Origin of the sequence: Agromyces intestinalis, from assembly GCF_008365295.1 — a bacterium.
GTDB classification, from domain to species: Bacteria; Actinomycetota; Actinomycetes; order Actinomycetales; family Microbacteriaceae; genus Agromyces; species Agromyces intestinalis.
The window spans coordinates 691,807-718,091 of sequence record NZ_CP043505.1; the positions used below are offsets into that span (position 1 = coordinate 691,807).

The 26,285-nt window shown below is 72.8% G+C and carries 22 protein-coding genes; 6 read left to right on the forward strand and 16 right to left on the reverse strand.

Annotated features, from left to right (window positions below; all coding sequences use genetic code 11):
- The first annotated feature begins 2 nt into the window (after positions 1 to 2).
- Both rfbD and FLP10_RS03275 read left to right on the forward strand, forming a co-directional pair.
- Complete coding sequence (gene rfbD / locus FLP10_RS03270; RefSeq protein WP_149159568.1) at positions 3 to 854, forward strand: dTDP-4-dehydrorhamnose reductase; 852 nt, start codon at positions 3 to 5, stop codon at positions 852 to 854.
- Positions 855 to 960: 106 nt separating this feature from the next.
- Positions 961 to 2,241 (forward strand): lipopolysaccharide biosynthesis protein, encoded by a 1,281-nt coding sequence (locus tag FLP10_RS03275; RefSeq protein WP_149159569.1) that lies wholly within the window; start codon positions 961 to 963, stop codon positions 2,239 to 2,241.
- 24 nt (positions 2,242 to 2,265) lie between these two features.
- Here FLP10_RS03275 and FLP10_RS03280 read toward each other — a convergent pair whose 3' ends face one another.
- Positions 2,266 to 3,564: a nucleotide sugar dehydrogenase gene (locus FLP10_RS03280; RefSeq protein ID WP_149159570.1), complete on the reverse strand. Its 1,299-nt coding sequence runs from the start codon at positions 3,562 to 3,564 to the stop codon at positions 2,266 to 2,268.
- Between the two features lie 9 nt (positions 3,565 to 3,573).
- Positions 3,574 to 4,710 carry an acyltransferase family protein gene (locus FLP10_RS03285; protein ID WP_168209091.1) on the reverse strand — a complete coding sequence of 379 codons (1,137 nt, stop codon included), beginning with the start codon at positions 4,708 to 4,710 and terminating at the stop codon, positions 3,574 to 3,576.
- An 80-nt stretch (positions 4,711 to 4,790) separates the two neighbouring features.
- Between FLP10_RS03285 and FLP10_RS03290 the strand changes: the two genes are divergently transcribed.
- Positions 4,791 to 6,065 carry an acyltransferase family protein gene (locus FLP10_RS03290; RefSeq protein ID WP_246150155.1) on the forward strand — a complete coding sequence of 425 codons (1,275 nt, stop codon included), beginning with the start codon at positions 4,791 to 4,793 and terminating at the stop codon, positions 6,063 to 6,065.
- A 10-nt stretch (positions 6,066 to 6,075) separates the two neighbouring features.
- Here the strand turns inward: FLP10_RS03290 and wecB are convergent, their stop codons facing one another.
- Entirely contained in the window at positions 6,076 to 7,140 is a 1,065-nt protein-coding gene (gene wecB, locus FLP10_RS03295; RefSeq protein WP_149159572.1) for a non-hydrolyzing UDP-N-acetylglucosamine 2-epimerase, read from the reverse strand.
- 66 nt (positions 7,141 to 7,206) lie between these two features.
- On the opposite strand from wecB, the gene FLP10_RS03300 reads away from it, so the two are divergent.
- Positions 7,207 to 8,283 (forward strand): glycosyltransferase family A protein, encoded by a 1,077-nt coding sequence (locus FLP10_RS03300; RefSeq protein ID WP_168209092.1) that lies wholly within the window; start codon positions 7,207 to 7,209, stop codon positions 8,281 to 8,283.
- Positions 8,284 to 8,292: 9 nt separating this feature from the next.
- On the opposite strand, the gene FLP10_RS03305 is transcribed toward FLP10_RS03300, so the two are convergent.
- Genes FLP10_RS03305 through FLP10_RS03350 form a run of 10 tightly spaced genes read right to left on the reverse strand, consistent with a single transcriptional unit; the run spans position 8,293 to position 19,811 of the window.
- On the reverse strand, positions 8,293 to 9,465 hold the full coding sequence (locus tag FLP10_RS03305; protein WP_149159574.1) for a glycosyltransferase family protein: 1,173 nt from the start codon (positions 9,463 to 9,465) through the stop codon (positions 8,293 to 8,295).
- A complete protein-coding gene (locus FLP10_RS03310) occupies positions 9,462 to 10,721 on the reverse strand; it encodes a glycosyltransferase family 4 protein (RefSeq protein WP_149159575.1) in 1,260 nt (419 codons plus the stop codon). Before FLP10_RS03310 ends, FLP10_RS03305 begins: the two co-directional genes overlap by 4 nt.
- A gap of 16 nt (positions 10,722 to 10,737) precedes the next feature.
- Positions 10,738 to 11,814, reverse strand: a complete 1,077-nt coding sequence (locus tag FLP10_RS03315; RefSeq protein ID WP_149159576.1) for a glycosyltransferase family 2 protein — start codon at positions 11,812 to 11,814, stop codon at positions 10,738 to 10,740.
- Positions 11,811 to 13,610 (reverse strand): ABC transporter ATP-binding protein, encoded by a 1,800-nt coding sequence (locus FLP10_RS03320; RefSeq protein ID WP_149159577.1) that lies wholly within the window; start codon positions 13,608 to 13,610, stop codon positions 11,811 to 11,813. The genes FLP10_RS03315 and FLP10_RS03320 overlap by 4 nt, the downstream gene beginning before the upstream one ends.
- Before the next feature lie 46 nt (positions 13,611 to 13,656).
- Entirely contained in the window at positions 13,657 to 14,778 is a 1,122-nt protein-coding gene (locus tag FLP10_RS03325; RefSeq protein WP_149159578.1) for a glycosyltransferase family 4 protein, read from the reverse strand.
- Positions 14,775 to 15,989, reverse strand: a complete 1,215-nt coding sequence (locus FLP10_RS03330) for a hypothetical protein (protein ID WP_149159579.1) — start codon at positions 15,987 to 15,989, stop codon at positions 14,775 to 14,777. Before FLP10_RS03330 ends, FLP10_RS03325 begins: the two co-directional genes overlap by 4 nt.
- A complete protein-coding gene (locus FLP10_RS03335) occupies positions 15,986 to 17,140 on the reverse strand; it encodes a glycosyltransferase family 4 protein (RefSeq protein WP_149159580.1) in 1,155 nt (384 codons plus the stop codon). Before FLP10_RS03335 ends, FLP10_RS03330 begins: the two co-directional genes overlap by 4 nt.
- Before the next feature lies 1 nt (position 17,141).
- The gene (locus FLP10_RS03340; RefSeq protein ID WP_149159581.1) at positions 17,142 to 18,128 is read right to left on the reverse strand and encodes a Gfo/Idh/MocA family protein; all 987 of its coding nucleotides are present in this window, start codon (positions 18,126 to 18,128) and stop codon (positions 17,142 to 17,144) included.
- Positions 18,128 to 19,231, reverse strand: a complete 1,104-nt coding sequence (locus tag FLP10_RS03345; protein WP_149159582.1) for a DegT/DnrJ/EryC1/StrS family aminotransferase — start codon at positions 19,229 to 19,231, stop codon at positions 18,128 to 18,130. The genes FLP10_RS03340 and FLP10_RS03345 overlap by 1 nt, the downstream gene beginning before the upstream one ends.
- Positions 19,224 to 19,811 (reverse strand): acyltransferase, encoded by a 588-nt coding sequence (locus FLP10_RS03350; protein ID WP_149159583.1) that lies wholly within the window; start codon positions 19,809 to 19,811, stop codon positions 19,224 to 19,226. Before FLP10_RS03350 ends, FLP10_RS03345 begins: the two co-directional genes overlap by 8 nt.
- A 110-nt stretch (positions 19,812 to 19,921) precedes the next feature.
- Here FLP10_RS03350 and FLP10_RS03355 point away from each other — a divergent pair, with 110 nt between their 5' ends.
- Together FLP10_RS03355 and FLP10_RS03360 are read left to right on the forward strand one after the other, a co-directional pair.
- Positions 19,922 to 20,632, forward strand: coding sequence for a glycosyltransferase family 2 protein (locus FLP10_RS03355; protein ID WP_149159584.1), 711 nt, complete (start codon positions 19,922 to 19,924; stop codon positions 20,630 to 20,632).
- 1 nt (position 20,633) lies between these two features.
- Positions 20,634 to 20,987: a DUF2304 domain-containing protein gene (locus tag FLP10_RS03360; protein WP_149159585.1), complete on the forward strand. Its 354-nt coding sequence runs from the start codon at positions 20,634 to 20,636 to the stop codon at positions 20,985 to 20,987.
- A gap of 54 nt (positions 20,988 to 21,041) precedes the next feature.
- On the opposite strand, the gene FLP10_RS03365 is transcribed toward FLP10_RS03360, so the two are convergent.
- The 3 genes from FLP10_RS03365 to FLP10_RS03375 form a co-directional block, all read right to left on the reverse strand.
- The gene (locus FLP10_RS03365; RefSeq protein ID WP_149159586.1) at positions 21,042 to 23,048 is read right to left on the reverse strand and encodes a DUF6541 family protein; all 2,007 of its coding nucleotides are present in this window, start codon (positions 23,046 to 23,048) and stop codon (positions 21,042 to 21,044) included.
- 65 nt (positions 23,049 to 23,113) lie between these two features.
- Positions 23,114 to 24,097: a UDP-glucose 4-epimerase GalE gene (gene galE / locus FLP10_RS03370; protein WP_149159587.1), complete on the reverse strand. Its 984-nt coding sequence runs from the start codon at positions 24,095 to 24,097 to the stop codon at positions 23,114 to 23,116.
- Between the two features lie 131 nt (positions 24,098 to 24,228).
- On the reverse strand, positions 24,229 to 26,187 hold the full coding sequence (locus FLP10_RS03375; protein WP_149159588.1) for a cell wall-binding repeat-containing protein: 1,959 nt from the start codon (positions 26,185 to 26,187) through the stop codon (positions 24,229 to 24,231).
- Positions 26,188 to 26,285: the final 98 nt, after the last annotated feature.

Below are 26,285 nucleotides of genomic sequence, written 5' to 3' on the forward strand. Positions count from 1 at the left end.
CGATGCGCTGGCTCGTCACCGGGGCATCCGGCATGCTCGGCCGCGATCTGCAGGCCGCGCTCGCCGGCCAGGACGTCACCGCGCTCGGTCGCGCGGACCTGGACGTGACGGATGCCGCGGCGGTGCGCGCGGCGGTCGCCGGCCACGACGTCGTCGTGAACTGCGCGGCGTACACGAAGGTCGACGACGCCGAGACGCACGAGGCCGACGCCTACGCGGTGAACGCGACCGGCACCGGCTTGCTCGCCGAGGCGGCCGCCGAGTCGCGCGCGAAGTTCGTCACCGTGTCGACCGACTACGTGTTCGACGGCCACGCGACCGAGCCGTACGCCGAAGACCGCCCCCGCGACCCGATCAACGCCTACGGCCGCACGAAGGCCGCCGGTGAAGAACTCGCCCTCGCCGCCCACCCCGACGGCGCCTACGTCGTGCGCACGGCCTGGTTGTACGGCCAGCATGGCCCCAACTTCGCGGCGACCATGCTGAAGCTCGCCGCGACGAAAGACACCTGGTCGGTCGTCGACGATCAGATCGGCCAGCCCACCTGGACGGCCGACCTCGCCGCGCAGATCATCGCCCTCGTCGACGCCGGTGCGCCGACCGGCATCTACCACGGCACGAGCGCCGGGCAGACGAGCTGGTACGGATTCGCCCGCGCAGTGCTCGAAGCGGCGGGGCTCGACCCCGACCGCATCACGCCGACCGACAGCGCCGCGTTCGTGCGGCCCGCTCCGCGCCCGGCGTATTCGGTGCTCGGCCATGACGCGTGGCGCCGGGCCGGTCTCGAGCCCATCCGCGACTGGCATTCGGCGCTCGATGCCGCCGTCGCGGCGGGCGCGCTGACGGTCGACTGACGCGCTCGAGCGGCACCGCGCGCGCTGTGCGGTTCTGCCACCGGAATCGGGTACAGTTGCGCGGATCGACGTGCAGGGCGGTCGACGCGGCGGAAGGCGGGAGCGGGTGACGGGGGCGAGACGACTGCTGCGCGTCGGCGGCGGATACGGCCTCTCGGTCGTCGTCAGCGGCATCGTCAGCATCGCCGTCATTCCCACGGTCATCATCGCTGCGGGCGAGCGCGCGTGGACCACCATCGCGGTCGCCCAGGCGGTAGCGGGCTTCGCCTACGTCATCGCCGCGTTCGGCTGGGGCGTCACCGGCCCCACCGAGGTCGCCGGGCTTCCGCCGGCCGCCAGAGGGCGGTACTTCTTCGACTCGTTGCTCAGTCGGGCGTGGCTGAACGCCGCCGCGGTCGCGATCTCCATCCCGCTGGCGATCCTGCTCGCCGGCGGCGACCCGGTGCTCGCCGCGCTGACCGTGACCAGCGGCATCCTCGTCGCACTCGGGTCGGGCTGGTTCTACGTCGGTGAGGGCAGCCCGTTGCGCTTCCTGCTGCTCGATACCCTGCCGCGTGTACTCGGCACCGTCGCCGGCGCGCTCGTGCTGATCGCCACGCGTGACGCTCGCTGGTTCGCCGCGCTGCAGCTGGCCGGCGTCGTCGTCGCCGCCGTGATCTGCGGCATCGACATCCTGCGCCGATACCGCGGCTGGTCGTTCACCGCCTCGCCCCGGCGCGCGCTGCACAACCTGCGCGGGCAGACCGCGCCGGTCACGATGGCCGCGACCACCTCGCTCTACGTCAACGTGCCGGTCATCATCGTGCAGCTCTTCCTGCCGAGCGCGACCGCGGTCTATGCGCTCGCCGAGCGGATGGTGCGGCTCGCACTGTACGCGACGCGGCCGATCGTGCAGGTCGCGCAGGGCTACGTGCCGGTTCCCGAACCTGAACGGCTCATCGGCCGCGCCCGCCGGGTCACGATGCTGGCGCTGGCGCTGGGGCTCGCGGGCGGCGTCGCATTCGCGGTGCTCGGCCCGTGGGCGAGCGGGGTGCTCTCGGGCGGCACGCTGCAGCTCTCGTGGGCGCTGGCCGGCGCGATGGCGGCGAACTTCGCCGCGTTGCTCGCCTCGCAGCTGACCGGCTTCGCGTGCCTCACCGCGCTCGGACTCGCCAAGGTGCTCGCCCGCAGCACGATCGTCGGTGCCGTCGTCGGCACGGTGCTGATGATCCCGCTCACGATCTGGTTCGGGGTGGTCGGCCTCGCGTGGGGGCTCGCCATCTCGGAGCTCGCGGTGCTCGGCGTGCAGCTCGCGGCGCTGCGCGTCGCGTTCCGACACCCCGAGCGGGTGCCCGATCGATCGAACGTCGACACCGGCGCGCTCGAGCCTCCGGTGATCGAGCCCTGAGCAGACCCGGCTCGGAAGCCCCGATCAGGCCACGGTGCCGCCGATGACCATGCGGGGCACGCCCGCCCACCGGGCGGGGTCGGTCGCATTCCGGCCGTCGACGAGCAGGCGGATGCCCGGCAGGTCGGCGGGCGCGAGGTCACGGTACACCGCGTGATCGGCCTGGAGGATCGCCGCGTCGACGGGCTCGCCGAGTGCGTACGGCTCCCACCCGAACCCGCGCAGCTCGTCGTCGCTGTACAGCGGGTCGTGCACGCGCACGCTCGCTCCGCGGCGACGCAGTGCGTCGACCGTCGGGAACACGCCCGAGAACGCCGTCTCCTTCACTCCCCCGCGGTACGCCGCGCCGAGCACCGCGACGGTGCGGCCGGCGAGGTCGCCGAGGAGCGACTCGGCCTGCACGACCGTGCGTTCGGGCATCGAGGCGTTGAGGATCCGCGCGGTGCGCACGATGTCGGCCTCGGGGTCGGTCGCGAGGTAGAGCCGCGGGTAGACCGGGATGCAGTGGCCGCCGACGGCGATACCGGGCCGGTGGATGTGGCTGTAGGGCTGCGAGTTGCACGCCTCGATGACGCCGTAGACGTCGACGCCGACCTGGTCGGCGAACAGCGCGAACTGGTTCGCGAGCCCGATGTTGACGTCGCGGTAGGTGGTCTCGGCCAGCTTCGCGAGTTCGGCCGCCTCGGCGCTGCCCAGATCCCACACCCCGTTCGGGCGCGCCAGGTCGTCGCGCTCGTCGAACTCGAGCACCGACTCGTAGAAGGCGCGCGCTCGCGCCGCGCCGCGTTCTCCGAGCGCGCCGATGAGCTTCGGGTAGCGACGCAGGTCGGCGAAGACGCGGCCGCTGAGCACCCGCTCGGGTGAGAACACGAGGTCGAAGTCCTCACCCTCGATCAGGCCCGATCCCGCCTCGATCATCGGCTTCCAACGGGTTCGGGTGGTGCCGACCGGCAGCGTGGTCTCGTACGAGACGAGCGTGCCGGGCGTGAGGTGCTCGGCGAGCGCGGCGGTCGCCGCGTCCATCCACCCGAAATCGGGCTCCCACGTGTCGTTATCGACGAAGAGGGGCACCACCACGACGACCGCGTCGGCGCCGGGCACCGCGTCGGCGTAGTCGGTGGTCGCCCGCAGCCGGCCGCTCGGCACGAGGCGGCCGAGGCGCTCGGCGAGCCCCGCCTCGCCCGGGAAGGGTTCGCGACCGGCGTTGACCTGCGCCACCAGGTCGTCGTTGACGTCGACGCCGACGACCTCGTGGCCGCGTTCGGCGAACTGGGTCGCGAGCGGGAGTCCGATCTTGCCGAGGGCGATGACTGCGATTCGCACCGGGCAAGTCTAGTTCGCGCGCCGACGCCTGCCGGCCGTGGCCTCGATGTCGGCGGTCGCCTCACCGGGCCCCGCCGCTGCGGGCCGCAGCACGCGGTCCCGGAGTCCGGCGGGCGGTTCGAAGATCCACCGGAACCCGGCGCGGCCCGACAGCGCGAACAGGGCGGTCGAGAGTCCGACCGCGCAGGCGACGACGAGCGGCACGACGATGAGCGTCACGGCGCCGTACTCGAGCGGCAGTCGCCAGCCCGTCTGGGCGTCGACCACGTCGGCCAGCACCGCGAGCAGTTCGAAGGCGAACGCGTGCACGAGGTAGATCGGCAGGGTACGCGCCGCGAGGTATCGCCCGGCGCGCGCCACCGGGGCCCACCGGGATGCCGCGGAGCTCAGCAGCACGAGCGCGGCGACGCCCGTGAGCGAGGCGAGCGTCGTGCCGAGCATCGTGACCCCGACGCCGAGCTGCCACCAGGTCACGGCGACGAACGCGGCGAGTGCGACGATGCCCGCAGCGCCGTGCAGGCGTGCGAAACCGAGCACGAACGTGCGGGCGAAGCATCCGAGCAGGAACCAGAAGCCGAACGCCATCCAGCGATCCAGGTTGGCCGCGAGCACCGGCAGACCGAGCACCGCGAGCTGCGGCGTGATGAGCGACCGCAACCCGAACGCGACGACGCCCGAGACCACGACCGCCGCCACCGGATGGCGGCGCACGAGTCGCGCGACGACGAGGCACACCACCAGCGCCGGCAGATACCAGTAGTGCAGGCCGCCCAGCACGAGCCCCGCACCGGCCGTGCCGGCGAGCGCCATCGGGTCGGCGGGGTCGGAGCGGAGCATCCAGACCGGCGCGACGAGCGCCGTCCAGATCGCGAACGGCCACAGCAGGTCGAGGAACCGGGTGCCCGCCAGCCTCCGCCAGGGGCGTTCGACGGCCCGCGCGGCGAGCACACCGGACACGAGGAAGAACAGCGGGATACGCACCGGGATGAGCGCGGTGCTGAGGACCGCCCACGGAGCGAGACCGGCGATGTTCAGCCCCGGCGCCACGTCGCGCAGGAACCAGTCGGTCGTGTGGAACAGCACGATCAGCACGATCGCGGTCGCCTTGGCGACGTCGAGCCAAGCGATGCGGTCGGTGTGCGTCACGATGCTTCTCCTGGTGGCCCCCGGCGGAGAGGGTAACATCCCAGCCTTGGCGCGCTCTCGACGCCGGTACACTGCCGAGGGTGACCCAGGCCGCCTCCATCGCCCACGCGCCGCGCCTCGACGCGATCACCGGGCTGCGCTGGTGGGCGGCGTTCGCGGTCTTCGGGTACCACTTCATGGTCTTCGCACCGCTGCCCAACGCGGCGGCGTCAGTACTGCAGTTCGGGCACTTCGGCGTGACCTTCTTCTTCGTGCTGTCGGGGTTCGTGCTCACCTGGTCGATGCGCGACGGCACGGCGAAGCGCACGTTCTACTGGCGGCGCTTCGCACGCATCTACCCGCTGCACCTGATCACCCTGCTCGCGGCGATCCCCGTGTTCTACCGGTTCGACCCCGACCCCGCCGACTGGTGGATCAAGCCGTTCTCGGTGGGCGTGCTCGCGCTGTCGTTCCTGCTCCTGCAGGGCTGGTCGCGCGACCCGGCGATCCTGTTCTCGGGCAACCCCGCGGCGTGGACCCTCACCGCGGAGATGTTCTTCTATGCGCTGCATCCGTTCATCGCTGCGCTGGTGCGCCGCTGCTCCAAGCGCGCCGCGCTGTGGGTCGCGGTCGGCGTCGTGTCTTTCGCCGCGGCGACGCGGCTCGCCATCGAGTTCGCGCCGGGCGGGTGGCTCGCCGGGCTGCCGTGGCCCGTGCTGCGCCTGAACGAGTTCGTGCTCGGGATGGCGCTGGCGTGGGCGTTCCGTCAGGGCTGGCGGCCCCGCCTGCACCCGCTGATCCCGGTCGCCGGCCTCGCGGCGTACTTCGCCCTCATCGGCCCGGGCGACCATGTGCCCGCCGTCGAGCCGGTCGGGCTGATCGTCGAGCCGTACGCGAGCGAGGTGGTGACGGTGCTCTGCGCCGCGCTCATCGTCGCCACGGCGTCACGCGAGCTGCGAGGTCTCGCCCGATGGACGCGCACCCGACCGATCGTGGCGCTCGGCGAGTGGTCGTTCGCGTTCTACCTCGTGCACGCCACGATCATCTACGGCGCGCTCGAACTCGTCGGTCCGCAGCCCGCGGGGTGGGCGAACCTGGGCTGGGCGGCAGTGCTGCTCGCGATCGCCATCGGCGTCTCCGGCGCGCTGCACGTCTGGTTCGAACGTCCCGTCGAACAGCGCCTGCGCCGGTGGCAGCAGGCGCGGTTCGACGCACGCCGCGCAGCGCGCGCCGCGCGCCGGAAGGGCGACTCGGGTGCGCCGCACCAGCGCGACGCGCAGGACGCCTCGCAGCCCGGTGCCGTCGCGGATGCCTCGCAGCCCGGCGTCACCGAGGGTGCCTCGCCGTCGACGCCGCAGCGGACGCGGCGGGGCTGACGCCGACCGATCAGCTCCGGGCGACGAGCTCGGCGATGACCCGCTCGGCGGCGTGCCCGTCGCCGTAGGGTGTGGCGTCCGTCGGCTGCGGCGCGGGTCGCGAGACGACCGCGGGCAGGTCGGCCGGGTCGGGGACGAGCACATTCCATCCCAGTTCGATCGTCTCGACCCACTCGGTCTCGGTGCGCACCGTGGTGCACGGCACCCGAAGCAGGAACGCCTCCTTCTGGAGCCCGCCCGAGTCGGTTACGACACCGCCGCTCGCCAGGGCCGCAGCCAGCAGATCGCCGTAGGCGAGCGGCGGGTGCACGACGAGCCCGCCGCGGTCGAGTCGGATGCTGTGCTCGGCCGCCTTCGCGACCACGCGCGGATGCGCGAGCAGCACGACGGGGCGTCCGCATGCGGCGAGCCCGTCGACCACTGCCTGCAGGCGCACGGGGTCGTCGGTGTTCTCGGCGCGGTGGATGGTGGCGACGAGGAACTCCCCGGGCTCGAGCCCGAGCTCGTCGACGAGCGACGACCCTCGGCCCGACGTCGACTCGCGCACGACCCGCAGCACATCGGTCATGACGTCCCCGACGAGCACCGTGCGCGATGCGAGGCCCTCGCCGGCCAGGTGGTCGACCGCGACCCGGGTCGGCGCGAGCAGCAGGTCGGCCGCGTGGTCGGTGAGCACCCGGTTGTGCTCTTCGGGCATGCGGCGGTTGAACGAGCGCAGCCCCGCCTCGAGATGGGCGATCGGCAGGTGCAGCTTCACCGCCGAGAGCGCGGCCGCGAGCGTCGAGTTCGTGTCGCCGTAGACCAGCACCCAGTCGGGCCGGTGCTCGTCGAGCACCGCGTCGAGCGCGCCGAGCATCGCGCCGGTCTGCACGCCGTGCGTGCCGGAGCCGACCCCCAGGTGCACGTCGGGGGCCGGGATGCCGAGCTCGGTGAAGAAGACGTCCGAGAGCATCGGGTCGTAGTGCTGCCCGGTGTGCACGATGACGTGCTCGACACGCGCCTGCGCGGCGGCATGTGCGACGGCCGCGAGCTTCACGAACTGGGGGCGGGCACCGACGACGCTCAGGAGTTTCACGATGGTCGAGTGTAATCGGCTGCCGGTGTCGCGCTGCTAGCGTGGATCCATGCCGGCGGTGATCAGGTGAGCCCCGATGCGCCCCGGGTCGACGTGGTGGTGGCGGTCCACTCGCCCGAACGCCCCATCGAGCGTGCGGTCGCCTCCGCCCTCGCCAACCGTGCGCCGCTGCGCGTGACGGTGGTCGCCCACAACACCGATCCCGCGGCGATCGCGACTCGGCTCGGTGCGCGGGCCGACGACCCGAGGGTGCGGATGCTGGCGCTCGACGACGGTATCCCCAGCCCGGCGGGTCCGTTCAACCTCGGACTCGCCGAGGCGACGGCCGAGTTCACCTCGGTGCTCGGATCCGACGACGCGTTCGAGCCCCGAGCCGTCGACGCATGGCTGGCGGTCGCCGATCGCGATCGGGCGAGTGCCGTCGTCGCCCGCCTCCGGCACGTGGGCGGCCGCGCGGCACCGACTCCCCCGACCCGCCCGTTCCGACGGCGGCTCGATCCCGTCCGCGATCGACTCGCCTACCGCAGCGCACCGCTCGGCCTCGTCTCTCGGGCCGCTTTCGGCGAGCTCCGATTCGCCGAGCACCTGCCCAGCGGCGAGGACATCCCCTACGTCGCGGCCGTCTGGTACTCGGGCGAGCGCATCTCGTACGATCGCCGCGGGCCGGGCTACCTCGTGCACGCCGACGCGGCCGAGCGCGTCACGCACGCACCCATGGGCATCGCCGCCGAGTTCGGGTACCTGCCCCACGTACTCGGATCCGAGGTGCTCGCGCGCTCCGAGGCATCCGCTCGATCGGCGCTCGCGATCAAGCTGCTGCGCGTGAACCTGTTCGGCGCCGTGCGCAATCGGCCCGAACCCGCGCGGTGGACCGACGCCGAGCGTCGCGCCCTCGCCGACGCCGCGGCGACCATCATCTCGGCGGGCGGCGGCATCGAACGCGTGCTGTCGCGCCGCGAGCGCGACCTGCTGGATGCCGCGCTCGACCCCGCGAGGCCGACCGAGGCGCTCCTCGCCGCCGACCGACGGCGCCGAGCCCGGCTCGCGCCGGGCTCGCTGGTGCCGAGGTCGCTCGGCTCGCTGGCCCACCGAGAGGCGCCGATCAGGTTCTCGGCCGCGTCCGCGCTCGCGCTGCTGCGCTGAACGCGGCGCTCACGCGAACAGGAAGCGCTCCTCGAGCACCCGTCGCGACATCCGCCCGTCGTGCACCTCGCGAACGAACGCGGGACCCGACCTCGCGATCGCGCGGAAGCGATCGGGGTCGGCGACGATTTCGAGCAGCACCTCGCGCAGCGAGGCGATGCCGGCCTCGACGATCGGCAGCACCTGCCCCGTCTCAGCCTCGACGTCGGCGCGCGTGCGGTCGCTCACGTGCGACACGACCAGCCTGCCGGCCGCCATCGCCTCGCACGCCGCGACGCCGTAGTCGCCGAGGCGGAACTGATCGAGCACGATGTCGGCCGCGCCGAACAGCTCGGGCATCCGCGCGTGCTCGACGCCGCTGATCGTCGCGTACTCGATCACGCCGGCGTCGTGCAACTCCTGCAGCACGGGCGTGATCTCGGCGGTGCCCTTCACGAGCGGGTTGGACGGCACGTGCACGACGCGCGGGCGGGCGCGCTCGAGCACCGGCTCGTCACGCTGCCAGGTCTCGACGTCGATGACGACGGGCAGCAGGTGTGCATCCGGCACGTCGAGCATGAGACCCGGCGTCGACACGAACACCGGCACATCCAGCGCTTCGAGCACCGCGAGGTTGCCGAGCACCACCTGCTCGAGGCGCTCGACCGGCACCCATTCGTCATTGTGGAACGGCGACCACGGGTCGGCGGCCGCGTGCCGCGACGGCAACCGGATGTCGGAGCCGTGGCAGAGCATCGCGACCCGCACGCCGAGCGCCTGGATCGCGCGTGCCTGCTCGAGCACGTCGCCGCCGAGGAGGCTGCCGAGCGGTTGCATCTCGGCCTCGATGAGCATGTGCGTGAACCGCTCGCCGAGCGCCCGCAGCTGCGCCCGCTGCCAGGTGCGCGAGTGGCCGGCGATGCGACCGGGCACCGGGTAGTCGACCGGGTACCCGAACGGGTTGATCGAGTCGTAGACCATGTTCATGGCCGACACCCGCGGGTTCTGCTCGACCGCCCGCGCCCATCGATAGCCCTGGCCGGCATAGTTCGCCGGCGCGATCATGAGCCGCACCGGGCGGTCGTCCGGCTCGGGCGGCAGCGGAACGCGCTCGCCCCGCAGGCGGGCGATGGCGACCGCGAGCGGATCGCGGATCCACGACGGCAGACGCCGCCAGAGGTCGAGTGTCGTCGGGCGGCTCATGCCTCACCGATCCAGTGATCGACGAGGGCTCGCGCGCTGCACCGACCGTCGTGCACCGCCTCGACGAACGCGATGCCCGCGGCGCCGAGCCGGCGCATCCGCTCGGTGTCGGCGGCGAGCGAGGCGACCACCTCGCCGACCGTGTCGGGCGTCGCCTCGACGATCGGCAGCGCGACGCCGTCGCCGGCCGCGGCGGCCGCCGCGCGCACGCTGTCGACGACGTGCCCGACGACGACACGGCCCGCCGCCATCGCCTCGCACGCGGCGACGCCGTACGAACCCAGACGGAACTGGTCGAGCACGATGTCGGCGGTGCGGTACAGCTCGGGCATGCGCTCGGACGGCACGCCCGAGACCGAGCGGTACTCGATCACGCCCGCGCGGTCGAGCTCGCGCATCGCCGGCTCGATGAGCTGGGTGCCCTTGATCGTGGACTTGCTCGGCACGTGCACCACGATCGGCCGCTCGCGAACGCCGGGCGGTTCGGGCTCGCGCCAGCGGTCGAGGTCGACCACGACGGGGCACCAGTGGGCACCCGGCACGTCGATCAGCAGGTCGGGCGTGGAGACGAACGTCGGGCGGCCGAGCTCGGCGAGGAGCCGGCGATTTCGGCTCGCCTCGCGCTCGAGGCGGTCGACGTACAGCTCGGCGTCGGCGAACGGCGACCAGGGCGTCAGCTCGCGGTGCGCACTCGGCAGCCGCACATCGGTGCCGTGCGCGAGGTACGCGGTCGACAGGCCCGCCTCGCGCAGCACGCGCGCCTCGGCGAGCAGGTCGCGTGAGAAGAGCCGGCCGAACAGCGGCCGCTCGGCCTCGACGAGCACGTGCGTGAACGCCGACACCGCGGCGAGTTCGGCGCGCTGCCAGTCGACGGATCGCGCGTACACCGGCACGGGCACCTCGGTGTCGGCCGGGAAGTCGAACCCGCCCGGCACCTCGACCGCCATGTTGCGTGCGCCGATCCGGCCGCCGGGCACCGCCTCGAGCGCGCGCGCCCACGACCAGCCCTGCGCCGCGTAGTTCGTGGGCGCGATGTACACCCGCACCGGAGTGTCGGGCGCCGCGGTGGGCGGCGGGATGTCATCGGGCCCGAACGAGCCGAGCGACCTCGCCGCCAGCCGGCCGAGCAGCCCGTCGGGGTGGTCGGCGACGTGGTCGATGAGGCGGTTCACCGGCTTCGGCAGCGACGCGCGACGGCGGAGCATCCGGTCGATGGCGCGCCGCGGCGCGCCAGCCACCCGCGTCACGATGCCCATGGACAGATCCTCCCCCTCATCCGGCCGCCCTGCCGAACCGCAGCCTCAGCACCCGGCGCGCCAGCGTATCGGTGCCGAGCGCGTCGACGAGCCGGCGCGTCAGCACCCGTTCGGCGGGCCCGGCCGCCCGGGCGGCTGCGCCCGCGCGCTCGATCGCACCGGCATCGCGGGCGTCGGCGGCTTCGGCGAGCGTGGCTTCGGTGCGCGACAGCGACCGGGATGCCTCGGGCGAGAGCCGTCGGAGCCAGCCCGCCACTGCGGCGAGCGCGTCGAGGTCAGCGGCGCTCCACTCGCCCGCCGAGGGGCGCACGAGCATGGCGGGGATGACGTTCATGCGCCAGAGCTTGATCGCGATCGCACGGCGACGCGCGGCAGCGAGCTCGGTCGGCCAGGCGACGCCCGAGAGCCGGCGCAGCGCCTCGAGCTCGTCGCTCGCCGGCCGGGCCAGCAGGGTCACCCGCTGCGGCGCGTCGGCGCCGATGACGTACGCCGGGACGTCGGCGGGAGCGTCGACCCGCCCGCCGAGGTTGACGAGCGCGAGCCCGAGCTCGATGTCTTCGCCGGTGGCGAGCCCCTCGGTCAGCCCGATGCCGAGCCGCTCGAGGTACGAGCGGCGGATCAGTCCGAGCGGCGCCGCGCGGTAGTCCAGCCGGTCGCGTACGGGATCGAGACGGGTTCGGCGGAAGGGCCGGGTCAGCGGGTCGCGCCAGCGCGCGCCACCCTGGTCGCGCATCGGGGCGATCAGATAGTCGGTGCCGGATGCCTCGGCGAACGCCGCCCAGCCGTCGACGGCGCCCGGCTCGAGGAAGTCGTCGGACCCGAGCACCGCGACGAACTCGCCGTCGGCGAGGGCGAGACCGTGCCTGAACGGACCGGCGGGCGACCGCACGCCGTCGGCGAATTCGACGATCCGCAGCCTCGGGTCGTCGAGCACCGCCGAGAGCTGGGGTTCGAGCGCGACGCGCGGGATGCCGTGTGCGACGACCGTGGCGCGCACGGCCACGCGCGAAGCGTCGAGGACCGACGCGACGGCACGGTCGACGCGGCGTCCGGGGTCGTGCGCCGCGATGACGACGTCGACGGCCGGGCTCATGACCGGAACGCCTCGCCGGCGAGCCCGGCGAGCGCGACCTGCTCCCCGAAGGCCGGAACCGTGCGCGCGAGACCCGCGAAGGTGTCGAGCCCCAGCACCCGCCCGTCGTCGAGGTAGCAGATGCGGTCGTAGTCCTTGATGGTCGAGAGTCGATGCGCGACCGAGACGATGGTGAGCTGGCCCTGCAGGCCGCGGATCGCTCGGGTCACGTCGTCTTCGGTCTTGGTGTCGAGCGAGCTCGTCGCCTCGTCGAGCACGAGCACCAGCGGGTCGGCATACAGCGCGCGTGCGATGCCGAGACGCTGCTGCTGGCCGCCCGAGAGTGCGACGCCGCGTTCGCCGATCCGCGAGTGGATGCCGGCCTCGCGCTCGGCCACCATGCCCGACAGCTGCGCCATCTCGAGCGCGCGCTCGACGCGCTCGACGTCGAAGTCCTGATCCCAGGTGAGTGCCACGTTCTGGGCGATCGACCCGTCGAACAGCGCCACGCGCTGCGGCACGTAGCCGACTCGACCGCGCCAGGCGCGCAGCACGTCGCCGAGCGGCATCCCGTCGATGGTCAGCGTGCCGCTGGTCGGCGTGCTCAGCCCGAGCAGGATGTCGATGAGCGTCGACTTGCCCGCACCCGACGGACCGACGATGCCGAGCGAGCTGCCGAACGGGATGTCGATGTCGACGCCGCGCAGCACGTGGGCGCTCGCGCCCGGGTACTGGAATCGCACCTCGCGCAGCGACAGCACCGCCGGGTGCTCGGGCAGCTCGCGCCGGTCGGCCGCGAGGTCGGTGCCGTGCTCGTCGGCCTCGGCGCGCGTGATGTCCCCGATCACGTCTTGTGCGGCCGGGATGCTCGCGGTCGACGCGACGATGCTGCTCTGCATGCCGTTGATGGCGGGGATGAGACGGAAGCCCGTGATCGCGAACAGCGCCACCGACACGATCGCCTCCTCGGGACCGGCGATCAGAAACGAGCTGCCGCCGACGAGCAGGAACCCGCCGACCAGCGCCGCCTCGAACGAGTACTTCGGAATGATGCTGAGGAACGACCCGTTCGCGCGCGCCTTGACCGCGCGCATGCGCTCGGCGGTCACGACCTCCATGACCTGCTCGAGGCGGTTGCGCAGCGTGATCTCTTTCAGCGCCTCGACCATCTCGGTCATGAAGATCGCCACGCGGTAGCTCGCGTTCAGGTTGACGCGTCCGGCGACCAGCGCCCGCTTGGTGACGAAGTTGTTCACCATGAGCGCGATGAGGCCGAGGTAGACGAACGCGATCACCGCGGTGAGCGGCTGCGCCACGATCAGGATGACGAGGATGAGGATGAAGGTCAGGAAGCTGCCGGGGATGAGCGCGAGCGGGAGGATGAACCCCTGGATCGTGTTCGCGATGCCGGCATCGGCGATGCGGGTGATCTCGGCCACGCTGCGCTTGGAGCGCTCCTCCCACGATGAGTGGATGTACCCGCTGAACAGCCTCCGGCCGATGAGCAGCTCATAGTGGGCGAACCGCCGCGTCGCGATCCAATGCAGCCCCACCGACAGGGCGCTCTTCACGATGATCAGCACGCATGCGATGAGCACCAGCACCGGAGCCGCCGTGGCGGGCAGCTCGCCGATGAACGGCAGATTGATCGCCGCCCCGGTCACGATCGGGGTGATGATGAGCGCCAGCAGCGACATCGCCCCCACGTCGAGCAGGGTCAACGCGCTCGTCAGCACGATGTAGATGAGGAAGAACCGCCTCGCCCCCGCCGGCAGCAGCGGCAGGAGTTGACGGAGGGTGGACCAGAGGAGCTTCATCGGGGGTCGAACCTATCACTGCGGGGCCGCACGCGGCCTGAGGGACTCACGCGGCCGCGATCGCGGCGATGGCGCGCTTCCAGACCTCGACCTGGGTCTGGGCGGACAGCTCTCGGGCATGCTCGTGCGACGCCCGCTTCCACGCGTCGACGTCGGCGGCGGTGAGCGCGTCGAGCGTCGCAGCCAGGTCGTCGGGCGTGAACCCCTCGGTGACCGCGCCGAGTCCGTACCGGCCGACCACATCGACCATCTCGGGCGACGGGCCGATCACGATGCCGAGCCGCGCCTGCACGTAGTCGAAGAGCTTGTTCGGCAGCGCCCAGCGGTTGTTGAAGTTCGTCGGGGCGAGCAGGTGCACGCCCACGTCGTACCGTTGCAGCGTCTCGGAGAGCTGCGCGTAGGGCACGGGATCGTGCACGACGACGCGGCCGCCCGACTCGGCGGCCCGCTCGCGCAGGTGCTCGACGAACGCGGGCTGGTTCGGAGTCAGGTACAGGTCGAGGGTGACATCGGCGCTCGAGGCGACGACGCCGCCCACGAGGTCGTCGAGCCTGCGGTCGTGCATCGCGGCGCCCGAGTGCACGAGGCGGATCGGCGCGCCGGTCGGGTGCGGCTCGGCCTCGACGTAGGGGGCCGCGTTGGTCACGAGCTCGGGTCTGAACCCGAAGTTGCGCTCGTACTCGCGAGCGAGGCCGCCGCTCACGGTCGTCCACGAGCGGGCCTTCGTGACGTAGGTGCGGCAGATCCACTCGACGTAGGGCGTGATCTTCGCCCGCCAGCCCTCCCAGTCCTCGTGCAGCAGCGGAGAGTACTCGTGCAGGTCGGCGTGCACGCCCTTCGAGGGGCGCAGCGCGAGCGCGATCGGCACCGCCTCGACGTCGTCGGCGAGCACGATGTCCCAGCCCTGCCGGGGCACGTTGCGCCGCACCCACGCGACCGACCACAGCGTCCAGTACGCGAGCCGGTACGTCTTCCACCGGATGTAGCGGTCGTTGAGCACGTTGTGCAGCACGTCGTCGGGGATGCGGATGTGCTGCGCGACGCCCTCGGGCGCCGGGCCGTACCCGCACGTGGTCACCTCGTACTCGTCGCGGAACGCCTCGACCTGCTTGAGGACCCTCGCATCGGAGGCGATCGGCGAGAACGAGAGGATGAGCAGTCGCGTCATCGGGGCTCCAGGGGTCGGATGTCTCGGTCGGCGCCGAGGAACGGAGCGAGCACGCGCGCCGACCGGGCGCCGTCGTGCACCGCGGCGGCGAAGGCCGGGCCGCGCGCCGCGAGCTCGCGGAACCGCTCGCGGTCGGCGAGCACGTCGCGAAGCACCGTGCCGAGGGTGTCGGGGTCGGCCTCGAGGATCGGCAGCTCGAGCCCGGTCTGGTCGAGCACGGCCCGACGCACCTGGTCGCTGACGTGCGCGATGACGAGCCGGCCCGCGGCCATCGCCTCGACGGCGGTGACCGAGTAGGTGCCGATGCGGAACTGCTCGAGGACGACGTCGGCATCGCCGATCGCGGCCGGCATCTTGGCGGGCGGGATGCCCGACTCGAGTCGCAGGTCGATGCGGCCCTCGGCGGCGAGCTCGCGGAGCACCGGCTCGATGAGCGCGGTCCCCTTGATCACGGGGTTCGTCGGGGAGTGCCGCACCACGGGGGTCTCGCGCTCGAGCACGGGGGCGGTCGTGGCCCAGCGTTCGAGGTCGATCACGACAGGCAACCAGGTCGCGTCGGGCCGGTCGAGCAGCAGGTCGGGCGTCGAGACGAACACCGGCGCCCCGGCGTCGTCGAGCACGGCGGCGTTCGCGAGCGCGGTCTGCTCGAGCACGGGGGCGAGATCCCAGTCGGGCTCGAGGAAGGGCGACCACCGCTCGTGCTCGGCGTGTCGGCTCGGCAGCCGCAGGTCGCTGCCGTGCGAGACGAACGCGACGCGGACGCCGGCGGACTCCAGCTCGGCGACCTCGGCGCGCACGTCGCCGCCGAACGCGCCGCCGAGCAGGGGGCGCTCGGCCTCGATCAGCACATGGGTGAAGCCGCGGACGGCGCGTCGCTGGCCGTCGATCCAGCGCTTCGAACGCACCGCCACGGTCTCGCTCACGATCGCGTCGGCCGGGAAGTCGGGTGTACCCGGACGCGTGATGGTGAGGCTGACCCCTCCTACTCCGTCGAGGCGCTCGGCGGCCCGCGCCCACGCATGCCCCTGGCCCGCGTAGTTCGCGGGCGCCACGAGCAGGCGCACCGGCGTGGGCGTCGCCAGTACGGGCTTCGGCACCTCCGAGGCCCGGAACCCGAAGGTCTTCGGCACGATGCGCACCGCGATCGGCTCGGGCAGCGACAGGATGAACCGGCCGGCCGCCCGCCGCATCGACGTCAGCACGCCGCTCACCGCCGGCTCCCGACCGTGCGGACCACCGCGGCCGCGCGCCCGGCGCTCACCGCGGCGGAGGCGTTCTCGCGCACCCAGCGCACCCGGTCGTCTCGTTCCGCGGCGGGCGCGTCGTCGGCGAGACGCGCCGCGAGGCGCTCGGCGACCGCGTGCACGTCGTAGTCGACGGCGTCGCCGAGCGCGCCACGCCGCACCATCTCGGCCGCGGGGCCCCGAGGCCCGGCGAGCACGACCGGAGTGCCGGTCGCGGCGGTGGCGAGGATCTTCGTCGGCACCGCGAAGTCGTAGCCGATGCCCGGCTTCAGGCTCACCAGCCCGGCGCGGGCGTCGGCCAGGCGACGGGATGCCTCGGCCGCCGCGACCGGCGGGTGGAACTCGACGGCACCGGGCGCGATCGTCGCGGCGAGCTGCTCGAGCTCGCGCCACGCCGACCCCTGGCCGAGGAAGACGAGCACGGCCTCGGGCACCCGCGCGCGCACCGCGGGCATCGCGCGGATGAAGAGGTCGGCGCCCTGCCACTCGCTCGTCGTTCCCGCGTAGACCGCGACGGCGGCGCGCGGGACGGATGCCTCGACCGGGCGGAACACCTCGGTGTCGATGCCGTTGCGCACCACCTCGACGCGCGCCTTCGGCGCCAGCTCGCCGACGCGCTCGCCCACACCCTCGGTCACGGCGATGACCGCGCCGGCCCCGCGCAGCGCGAACCGCTCCATCGCCCGCACCGTGCGCACGACGAACGACGGCGCGCCGGTCGAGGCCGCGGCGTCCGACCAGACGTCAGCGGCGTAGTAGACGTACGGCACCCGCCGGATCGCCGCCGCGATGCGCACCACGAACCCCGTCGTCGGCGGCGGCTCGACCACGATCGCGTCGGCGCGCCGCCCGAACAGGACCCGGAAGAACGCCGGCACGTCGAAGCTCAGGTAGCTCGCGTAGCCGCGCACGTAGCCCGTGCGATCGCGCAGCACCGGCGCGCGGCGCACCTCGACGCCGGGCACGGGCTCGTCGGCCGGGGCGCCCGGCGGCGGGGTGGTGGTGAGCACGCGCACCTCGTCGCCCGACACCGCGAGCGCGGCGGTCAGCGCGCGCAGCCGGAACGACGCGGCGGCGGGTTCCGGGGAGAAGATCCGGCTGACGAGCGTGACACGCATCTCAGAAGCGCACCGGCACCCCGGTGCGCGCCGACTCCAGCGCACCTTCGACGACCTCGAGGGTGCGCTGGCCCTGCTCGAGGGTGACGAGCTGACTGGTTCGGCCGAGCACCGCGTCACGGAACGCCTCGTGCTCGACGCGCAGCGGCTCGCGCTTGGCGAACGCGTACCTCGTGACATCGCCTTCGGAGACGCCGCGGAACGACGAGACCGACTCCCACTCGAGCGGGATCGTGCCGTTCGCGTAGAACGTGAGGTCGCCCGTCGAGGTGTCGGCGACGTACGAGCCGCGGTCGCCCGTGACCACGGTCAGCCGCTCCTTCATGGGGCTCAGCCAGTTGACGATGTGGTTGACGATGACGCCGTTCGCGAGCCGGCCCGTCACCGAGATCATGTCCTCGTGGCTTCGCCCGCTCTTGAACGCGGTCTGCGCGTACACCGATGCGTAGGGGCTCTGCGCAACCCACGCCGTCAGGTCGATGTCGTGCGACGCGAGGTCTTTCGCGACGCCGACATCGGCGATGCGGGTCGGGAAGTTGCTCTGCCGTCGCGTCGAGATCTGGTACACCTCGCCGAGGTCACCGGCCTCGAGGTGGCTGCGCAGCTCCTGCAGGGCGGGGTTGAAGCGCTCGACGTGGCCGACCGCCCCGACGAGCCCGCGCGAGGCGAACGCGTCGACCATGCGGCGCCCAGCCTCGATCGAGTGCGCGATCGGCTTCTCGACGAGGGTGTGCACGCCGGCGTCGGCGAGCTTCAGCGCCGCGTCCTCGTGGAACGCCGTCGGCACGGCGACGACGGCGATGTCGATGCCCGCGGCGATGAGCGCCTCGATGTCGGGCAGCACGTCGAGCGGTGCTGCCACGCCGTGCCGGTCGCCGCCGGGGTCGGCGATCGCGACCAGGTCGACGCCGTCGATCTCGCGCAGCACCCGGGCGTGGTGGCGACCCATCGCGCCGACGCCGAGCAGCCCGGCTCGCAGCGCGGCCATCAGGCGCCCGCCGTCGCGAGGGCGTTCACGGCATCGACGATGCGGTCGAGATCGGCGGCCGACAGCGACGGATGCACCGGAAGCGAGAGCACTTCGCGCGCGGCGCGTTCGGTCTCGGGCAGCTCGAGTCCCGGAGCGTACGGGGCGAGCGAGGGAAGCCGGTGGTTGGGGATCGGGTAGTACACGCCGCTGCCGATGCCGTGCTCGTCGCGGAGCGCGGCGGCGAACCCGTCGCGGTCCTCGAGGACGCGGATCGTGTACTGGTGGTACACGTGGCGTGCGCCGGGCGCGACGGGGGGCACGACCACGCCGGTCAGTCGTGCGTCGAGCAGCGCGGCGTTGTCGCGCCGCTGCTCGGTCCAGGCATCCACCTTCGTGAGCTGCACTCGGCCGATGGCGGCGTGGATGTCGGTCATGCGCGCGTTGAAGCCGACGACCTCGTTCTCGTACTGGCGTTCCATGCCCTGGTTGCGCAGCAGCCGCACCGAGCGCTCGAGGTCGGCGTCGGCGCACGCGACCATGCCGCCCTCACCGCTCGTCATGTTCTTCGTCGGGTAGAGGCTGAACATCGCGAACCGGCCGAACGTGCCGACCCGGCGACCGTCGAGTTCGGCGCCGTGCGCCTGGGCCGCGTCTTCGAACAGCTGGATGCCTCGACGCTCGGCGATCTCGACGAGCTCGCGCATGCGCGCCGGGTGCCCGTACAGGTGCACGGGCATGACGCCCTTCGTACGCTCGGTGATCGCCGCCTCGACGGCGACCGGGTCGAGCGAGAACGTCTCGGGTTCGATGTCGACGAAGACGGGCGTCGCACCGGTGAGCGCGACGGCGTTGCCCGTCGCGGCGAACGTGAACGACGGCACGATGACCTCGTCGCCGGGGCCGACGCCGGCCGCGAGCAGGCCGAGGTGCAGGCCAGAGGTGCCGGAGTTCACCGCCACCGAGCGGCGTCCGGCCACCATGCGGTCGGCGAACTCGCGCTCGAACTCGGCGACCTCGGGGCCCTGGGCGACCATGCCGCTGCGCAGGACGCGGTCGACGGCGGCGCGCTCGTCGTCGCCGATGATCGGCTTCGCGGCGGGGATGAAGGTTCGGTCAGTCATGTGCTTCCTCGAGGATTCCGTCGTGCTCGACGTACCGTGCGCCCGTCTGCGGGCACACCCAGTGCTCGTCGCGTTCGACCAGCGGAACACCGGCCCGGCCGACCCAGCCGATGCGCCGTGCCGGCACGCCGACCATGAGCGCGTACGCGGGGACGTCCTTCGTGACCACCGCACCGGCGGCGATCGTCGCCCACGCGCCGATCTCGATCGGCGCAACGCACACGGCACGCGCCCCCACCGAGGCGCCCTCGCCGATCGTCACGCCGACGGGGTGCCAATCGGCGGCGCTCTTCGACGAGCCGTCGGGGTTGATCGCGCGCGGGTAGGTGTCGTTGGTGAGCACCGCAGCCGGGCCGATGAAGACGCCGTCGGCGAGCACGGCCGGCTCGTAGACGAGCGCGTAGTTCTGCACCTTGCAGTTGGCGCCCATCGTGACGCCCGTGCCGATGTACGCGCCGCGGCCGACGATGCTGCCCGGGCCGACGACCGCGCCCTCGCGGATCTGCGCCAGGTGCCAGATGGAACTGCCGTCGCCGATCACGGCGTCGGCGGCGACGTCCGCGGTGTCCGTGACGCGCACACGGGGACTCGTCAACGCTGTCTCCAGGGGTTCGGGAGGGGGTTCGTGTGCCGAGTTCGATCGCCCGCGCACCGCAGGCCAGCCTATCGCGTTCTGCAAGAATGGCAGGCATGGAGGCTTCCCCAGCGCCCGCCCCGGGCGATCCACGGCGGTTCGCCGCCGACGCGTGGATCGTCGTCCCGTTGTACAACGAGGCGAGCGTGATCGGTGACGTCGTGCGGGGGCTGCGAGCGCATTTCGACCACGTCGTGTGCATCGACGACGGCAGCACCGATGGCGGCGGCGGCATCGCCGAGGCGGCCGGGGCGCGCATGCTGCGGCATCCGATCAACCTGGGCCAGGGCGCCGCGCTGCAGACCGGCATCGACTACGTGCTGCGGCGCGGCCAGGCGCGCTACCTCGTGACCTTCGACGCCGACGGCCAGCACCGCGTGGAAGACGCGCTCGGCATGCTCGACCTCGCCGAAGCCGACGACCTCGCGATCGTGTTCGGTTCGCGCTTCCTCGACGACCGCACCGACCCCGGCCTGCTGAAGCGCCTGATCCTGAAGACCGCGATCCGGGTCACGAACCTCACCACCGGGCTCAAGCTGACCGATGCCCACAACGGGCTCCGAGTCATCCGCAGCGACGCGGCCGCGCGCATCCACCTCGAACAGGACCGCATGGCCCACGCGACCGAGATCGTCCTGAAGCTCGGCCGCACCAAGCTCCCCTGGCGCGAGTACCCGGTCGAACTGCTGTATACCGACTACTCGAAGGCCAAGGGCCAATCCGTGCTGAACTCCGTCAACATCCTCGTCGACCTCCTGGTGCGCTGACATGTGGATCCAGGTGCTGCTCGTGGCGGGAGTCATCCTCGTCGCCGTCTTCCTCGCCCGGCCGACCGGCAGCGACAGCCATCTGGCGTTGCGCCGGCTGTTCATGTTCGCGTTCGTCGTCGCGGCGATCGCATCGATCCTCTTCCCCCAGTGGCTGAGCTGGGTCGCGAACCTGATCGGCGTCGGCCGAGGCGCCGACCTGCTGCTCTACGCGCTGGTGATCGCGTTCCTGGTCTTCGTGGCCACGACCTACCGCCGCAACGTCACGATGAACCGCCGGTTCACGCTGCTCGCACGCGAGATCACGCTCGCGCGGGCCGCCGCCGAGGACGACGCCGCCGAACGCGAGGGGTGACGCGCCGACGCTGCACTGCCCCGCCACCGTCGCCGCGCCGCCGCGCCGCCGCCGTCAGTCGCAGGCGGTGATGCGGTAGAGCACCGCGTCGCCCTCGCGGTCGATCTCCTCGAACCCGTCGGCCTGATCGAGCCCGACGAGGCCGGGGTACGACGCCGTCGCGTCGAACTTCAGGAGTCCGGCGGCGTCGCGGAAGTACGAGCCGAAGTCGAGGACGTACCCGACGCCGGTGCGCTCGACCGCCTCGCACACCTCGTCGGACGTCGACGCCTCGCGCAGCCGGGCGTCGAGCAGCAGCACGTCGGCGTTCGGCGAGATGTTGAAGTGGGGGTTCAGCACCTGCCGGCCGGCGAGCGCGTAGGCGAGGTTCGTGCCCGTCCACGGGTTGCCGACGAGCACCGCGCCGGGCGGCGTCGTCTGCGGCAGTCGGGCGATGAGCGCGAGCTCGTCGTCGTCGACGACCGGAGCGGGCGGCGTCGACGACCACGCTGCACGGGCGCGCGAGAGCCCGTCGGCCATCGCCGCGGCCTGCCCGAGGATGACGACCATCACGAACGCGGCGATGCCGCACCCGGCCAGCACGCCCGGGCCGACCCGACCGCGCAGCAGCCGGCGCGCCGAGTCCCAGCCGCCGACGAAGCCCACGACCGCGACCGGCAGGCAGGCGACCACGAACAGGCTCGCCAGACGTGGCGGATCGTTGTAGAACAGACCGAGGAGGAGCGTTCGCAGGTCGCCGGCGCCGACGGTCTCGGCGGCGTAGAACAGCACGGCCGCGATCAGCCAGCTGCCGGCCAGCCACAGCAGGCGTCGGCGCCGCCACACGATGACGACCAGTCCGAGCAGCACGCCGAGCGCGAGCGCGAGCGAGGGCGGTTCGCCGGGCCGCATGACGAGCAGCACGTCGAATGCGCCGCCGCGTGCACCCGACGACGGCCCCCACGGCGCCGACATGCCGAAGCGGCCGATGCGCACCCACGCGAGCAGGAAGCCGACCAGCACCGCCGCGTAGCCGACCAGCAGCGCCGCGCGCGCGGCGGCCGACGTGAGCCGCGACCACCATTCGACGACGAACGGGATCGTGGCCGGCACCAGCAGCGCGGCCGCCGCGAACACCACCGCGGGCTGCGACAGGGCGAGGGCGCCGAGCGCGAACACCAGCAGCACCGCCCTGACGGCCACATGCAGGCCGAGGTCGCCGATGCGACCGAGCAGCGAGAGGCCGAGCGCGACCGCGATCGGCAGCAGCGCGATCGCGAGGAAGTACGGGAACAGCACCCCGAACGTGAGCGGCAGGAGCGGGAACCACGGCAGGGCGACCGCGAGCGCGCCGGCGACGATCACCGCCGAGCGACGGCGCAGGATGCCGCGCACGAGCAACAGGATCGCACCCGGCCAGACGACCGCCGCGACGGCGAGGTCGACCGCGTTCGCCGCGGCGGGGATCGACGAACCCGTCGTCATCGCGACCAGCGAGGTGAGGTCGTGCCACGCCGCGGGATAGGTGCTCGACACGCCCAGCAGTCCCGTGATCGAGAACGACGACCCGTCGTAGGTGTCGATGATGCGGCGCACGACGTTGAGGTGGAACCCGTTGTCGAATGTCTGCGAGATCGCGGCCGGCGTGCCCAGCACGGCGATGAGCTGCGCCGTGACCACGACGGCCGCGAGCGCCCACACGATCGACGTCACGACGCCCAGCGAGAAACGCGGGCCGACGGCGTGGACGCTGGCGTCGGCGTCGGGCTCGTCGGGCGTCTCGGCGCCGGTGGGCGCCCCGCCCGCGGCGCGGCGACGGCGCATCACGAGCAGGCGCGCCCCCCACGCGATCAGGCCGGCCGCCAGCACGACTCCCGCGACCGCGGGCGCCGTCCAGGGGATGCCGACCCGGGGCGCGACGACGGCGATGCCGGCGAGCACCGCGGTGCTCACGGCCGGTGACGCGGCGGCGAGCACGAACCCGCGTGCGCCGACGGCCGACACCAACACGAGCCCCGGCACCCACAGCCACGCGAGTGCGACCAGGAGCACGGGGACCCAGGCGAGCCAGTCGAGGATCACCGCGGGTTCGTCCCCGACGCGATGGCGTGCAGAGGGGTACGGCCGAGCGGTTCCACGGACCCAGTCTAGGGACGCGCGTGGGGATCCGCGTATCGGGCTGCGGCCACCGCCGACCGGGCGATCTCGTCGAGGTCGAATCGGGCTCGCCAGCCCAGTTCCCGCGCGATCCGCTCGACATCGGCGACGACGCTCGCGGGGTCCCCCGCCCGGCGGCCCACGACCTCGCGGTCGAGCCGCCGTCCGACGGCGCGGCCGAGCGCGTCGATCACCTCGAGCACGGATGCGCCCGCGCCGCGGCCGACGTTGAACACGTCGAACGCCCGCCGTTCGCGATCGAGGTAGTCGAGCGCGGCGACGTGCGCCTCGGCGAGGTCGAGCACGTGCACGTAGTCGCGCACGCCCGATCCGTCGGGGGTGGGATAGTCGGCGCCGAACACCTGCGGCACGAGTCCGTCGCGCACCCGGGCCAGCACGCGCGTCACGAGGTTGTCGACGCCGGGGTCGCCCAGGTCGTCCCATCCGGCGCCGGCGACGTTGAAGTACCGCAGCGCCGCGAAGCGCATCGGCCGTGCGGCCGCCTCCGCGCGCGCGAGCCACTCCCCCACGAGCTTGGTCTCGCCGTAGGGGTTCATCGGCCGGGTGGGCGCCGACTCGTCGACCCGGCCCGAGGGGGTGTCGCCGTACACCGCGGCCGACGACGAGAACACGAACCGGTCGACACCGGCGTCGGCCATCGCCCCGAGCACCGTGACGAGGCCGCCGACGTTCTGGCGGTAGTACCAGGCAGGCCGGCGCACCGACTCGTCGGCGCGCTTCTTCGCAGCGAAGTGGATCACCGCGTCGACCTCGTGCTCGCGCAGCACCCGGGCGAGACGCTCGAGGGCGCCCGGCGCGACCAGGTCGAGGTGCTCGGTGGCCACCGCACCGACCCGCTGGCGTCGCCCGGTCGACAGGTCGTCGACCACGACGACCCCTCGGCCCGCGTCGGCGAGCAGCCGCACGACGTGCGCGCCGATGTACCCGGCACCGCCGGTGACGAGCACGCCCATCGATGCCTCCCTCAGCCGCCTCGACGACCGCCCGCAAGCCTACCCGCCGCGGGCGGGCCCGCCTGCCGGCGGGCGGACCCGGCCGGCGGTCGGACCCGGCCGCGGGCGACGACCCCCGACCGCACGGCCGCTCAGCAGCGGCGCATCATCACCGCGGAGTCCGCGAGCGCGGCCGGCCCTCCGAGCATCTTCAGGGAGTTCACCGACGACGACAGCAGGTGGTCGCGTACCACGTCGGGCATGCACGTCGCGAGGCTGAGGTACATCGGCGCCTTGCCGCGCCCGGCGGCCGCCGCCCCGGCGAGCGCGTCGGGATACGACAGGCCGGTGGCCAGGTAGGCCGACGCCGCCGCGGTGCCGAACGCGTCGGCGACCACCTTCACGCTCGTCGCGTACCGGTTCGGGCCGTCGAGCCGCTGCACCGTGATGCCCCGGTTCGCGATGCTGTTCGTCACGCCCTGCGAGACCGCTCCCGGCCCGCCGGCCACCTTCACCCGCGTGACGCCCATCGCCGCCAGCGTCTGCAGCGTCGCCTGATCGGCGCGACCCGCCTGCCCGTCGACGAGGATCACCGGCAGCCCCTTCGCACCGGCCGCCGCGCTTGCCGACAGCGCGTCGGCGAAGTCGCGGCCGGTCGCGAGGTAGGCGGTCGCGGCGCTCGGGAACACGGTCTCGGCGATCCGGCGCGCCGTCTCGTACCGGTCGGCGCCGGCGATGCGGCTCACCGGGGCGATCGCCTTCAGCGTGTCGGCGACCTTGCTGCCGAGCGCCCCCGTACCGCCGACCATGACGATCCTGGCGGGCCTGAGTCGACGCAGCTCGACCTCGGTCGAGGTCGGAACGCCGCCGGGCGCGGCCAGCAGCAGCGGCCCGCCCTGGACGGCGGCAGCCGAGGCCGCGCTGAGCGCGTCGGGGAAGTCGCCACCGGATGCCACGTACGCGACGGGCACGCCCGGGCTCGGATACCGGTCCTTCGAGATCTCGACCGCGGTGGCGTAACGGTCGGTGCCCGACAGGCGCACGGTCGGGATCGGCGTGGTGAGCGCGGGGTCGCCGAACCAGTCGCGGTAGAAGTACCAGAAGTTGCGGTTGCCGTAGGCCGAGCATCCATCGCCGAGGCCGTACGGGTTGGCCAGGGCGGCCGCGTTCGGCTGGTACGGCGTGTAGTAGTAGAGCGCAGCGGTCGCGCGGTTCTCGATGAACACGTTGCCCGCCCCGCACGCGGCGTTGGGGTTGTAACGGATCGAGTTCACCTGGCCGACGCGGATATAGGTGAACGAGCCGCCGGGGTCGCTGTACCAGGTCAGCTGCCGTGCAGCGGCGAACACCTGGTTGAAGAAGCCGTAGTAGGTCGAATCGCAGGCGGCCGTGTCGGGGCATCCGTAACCCATCGCGGACCGAAGCTGACCTGCGCTGGGCGCCTTCGACGTCACGAGGCTCTGCTCCTTCTGCAGCGTCACCAGGATGACCTTCGCACTCAGGCCGCACGCGACCTGCACCCGGTAGATGATCCGCGCCGCACTCTCGCCGCGCGCACCCGTGTAGGTCGAGCAGTGCCCGAACGACCAGGTGCGGGTGGGCGTGTCGACGCGCAGCACGTTCAGGCACTGCCCGTTCTGGCAGGCGCCGATCCTGGCGTCGAGGAACGCCTGGATCTCGGCCTCGCTCATGGCCCAGCGGTTGTAGAAGTTGAAGTCGCTGATCAGGTTGCCGGCCGAGAAGCCGCCCGACGCGAACGGCGTGAGCAGCCCCGCATCGCGGCGCAGCGGGGGCTCGGTCTCGATCTCGGCAGGCGGCTCGGTCGTCGCGGGGGGCTCGGTCGCCCCCGGCGGATCGGAGATCGCCGGCGGTTCGGTCGGCTCGGCCGTCGGCGGTTCGGTCGTCGCCGGGGGCTCGGAGGTCTCGGGCGGCTCCGATGCCTCGGGCGGCTGCGTGGGCTCGGTCGGCGGTGGATTCGTCGACGGCGGGTCGGACGCCTCGGGCGGCGCGGTCGTGGCCACCGGCACGGTCGGGGGCCCGTCTGATTCCTCAGCCGCCGCCCCCGTGGCCACCGATGTCGACGCGAGCAACGCGACGAACAGTCCGATCATCAGCTTCTTCATCGAATGACGCCCCCGCCCCTCACCGTAGGGGAACATCCGAGGGGAGGGAACCCCATCGCCTCCGCGTCGAGTCGGGGTCGGGCCGT

What these genes read in the sequence shown, in the direction of transcription:
- FLP10_RS03305 (WP_149159574.1), bottom strand. Translation starts at nt 9,465, where the DNA reads ATGAGCCGCCCGACGACACTCGACCTCTGGCGGCGTCTGCCGTCGTGG.
- galE (WP_149159587.1), bottom strand. Translation starts at nt 24,097, where the DNA reads ATGGGCGTGCTCGTCACCGGCGGTGCCGGGTACATCGGCGCGCACGTC.
- rfbD (WP_149159568.1), top strand. Translation starts at nt 3, where the DNA reads ATGCGCTGGCTCGTCACCGGGGCATCCGGCATGCTCGGCCGCGATCTG.
- FLP10_RS03360 (WP_149159585.1), top strand. Translation starts at nt 20,634, where the DNA reads ATGTGGATCCAGGTGCTGCTCGTGGCGGGAGTCATCCTCGTCGCCGTC.
- FLP10_RS03310 (WP_149159575.1), bottom strand. Translation starts at nt 10,721, where the DNA reads ATGGGCATCGTGACGCGGGTGGCTGGCGCGCCGCGGCGCGCCATCGAC.
- FLP10_RS03315 (WP_149159576.1), bottom strand. Translation starts at nt 11,814, where the DNA reads ATGAGCCCGGCCGTCGACGTCGTCATCGCGGCGCACGACCCCGGACGC.
- FLP10_RS03345 (WP_149159582.1), bottom strand. Translation starts at nt 19,231, where the DNA reads ATGACTGACCGAACCTTCATCCCCGCCGCGAAGCCGATCATCGGCGAC.
- FLP10_RS03375 (WP_149159588.1), bottom strand. Translation starts at nt 26,187, where the DNA reads ATGATCGGACTGTTCGTCGCGTTGCTCGCGTCGACATCGGTGGCCACG.
- FLP10_RS03340 (WP_149159581.1), bottom strand. Translation starts at nt 18,128, where the DNA reads ATGGCCGCGCTGCGAGCCGGGCTGCTCGGCGTCGGCGCGATGGGTCGC.
- FLP10_RS03355 (WP_149159584.1), top strand. Translation starts at nt 19,922, where the DNA reads ATGGAGGCTTCCCCAGCGCCCGCCCCGGGCGATCCACGGCGGTTCGCC.
- FLP10_RS03320 (WP_149159577.1), bottom strand. Translation starts at nt 13,610, where the DNA reads ATGAAGCTCCTCTGGTCCACCCTCCGTCAACTCCTGCCGCTGCTGCCG.
- FLP10_RS03325 (WP_149159578.1), bottom strand. Translation starts at nt 14,778, where the DNA reads ATGACGCGACTGCTCATCCTCTCGTTCTCGCCGATCGCCTCCGATGCG.
- FLP10_RS03335 (WP_149159580.1), bottom strand. Translation starts at nt 17,140, where the DNA reads ATGCGTGTCACGCTCGTCAGCCGGATCTTCTCCCCGGAACCCGCCGCC.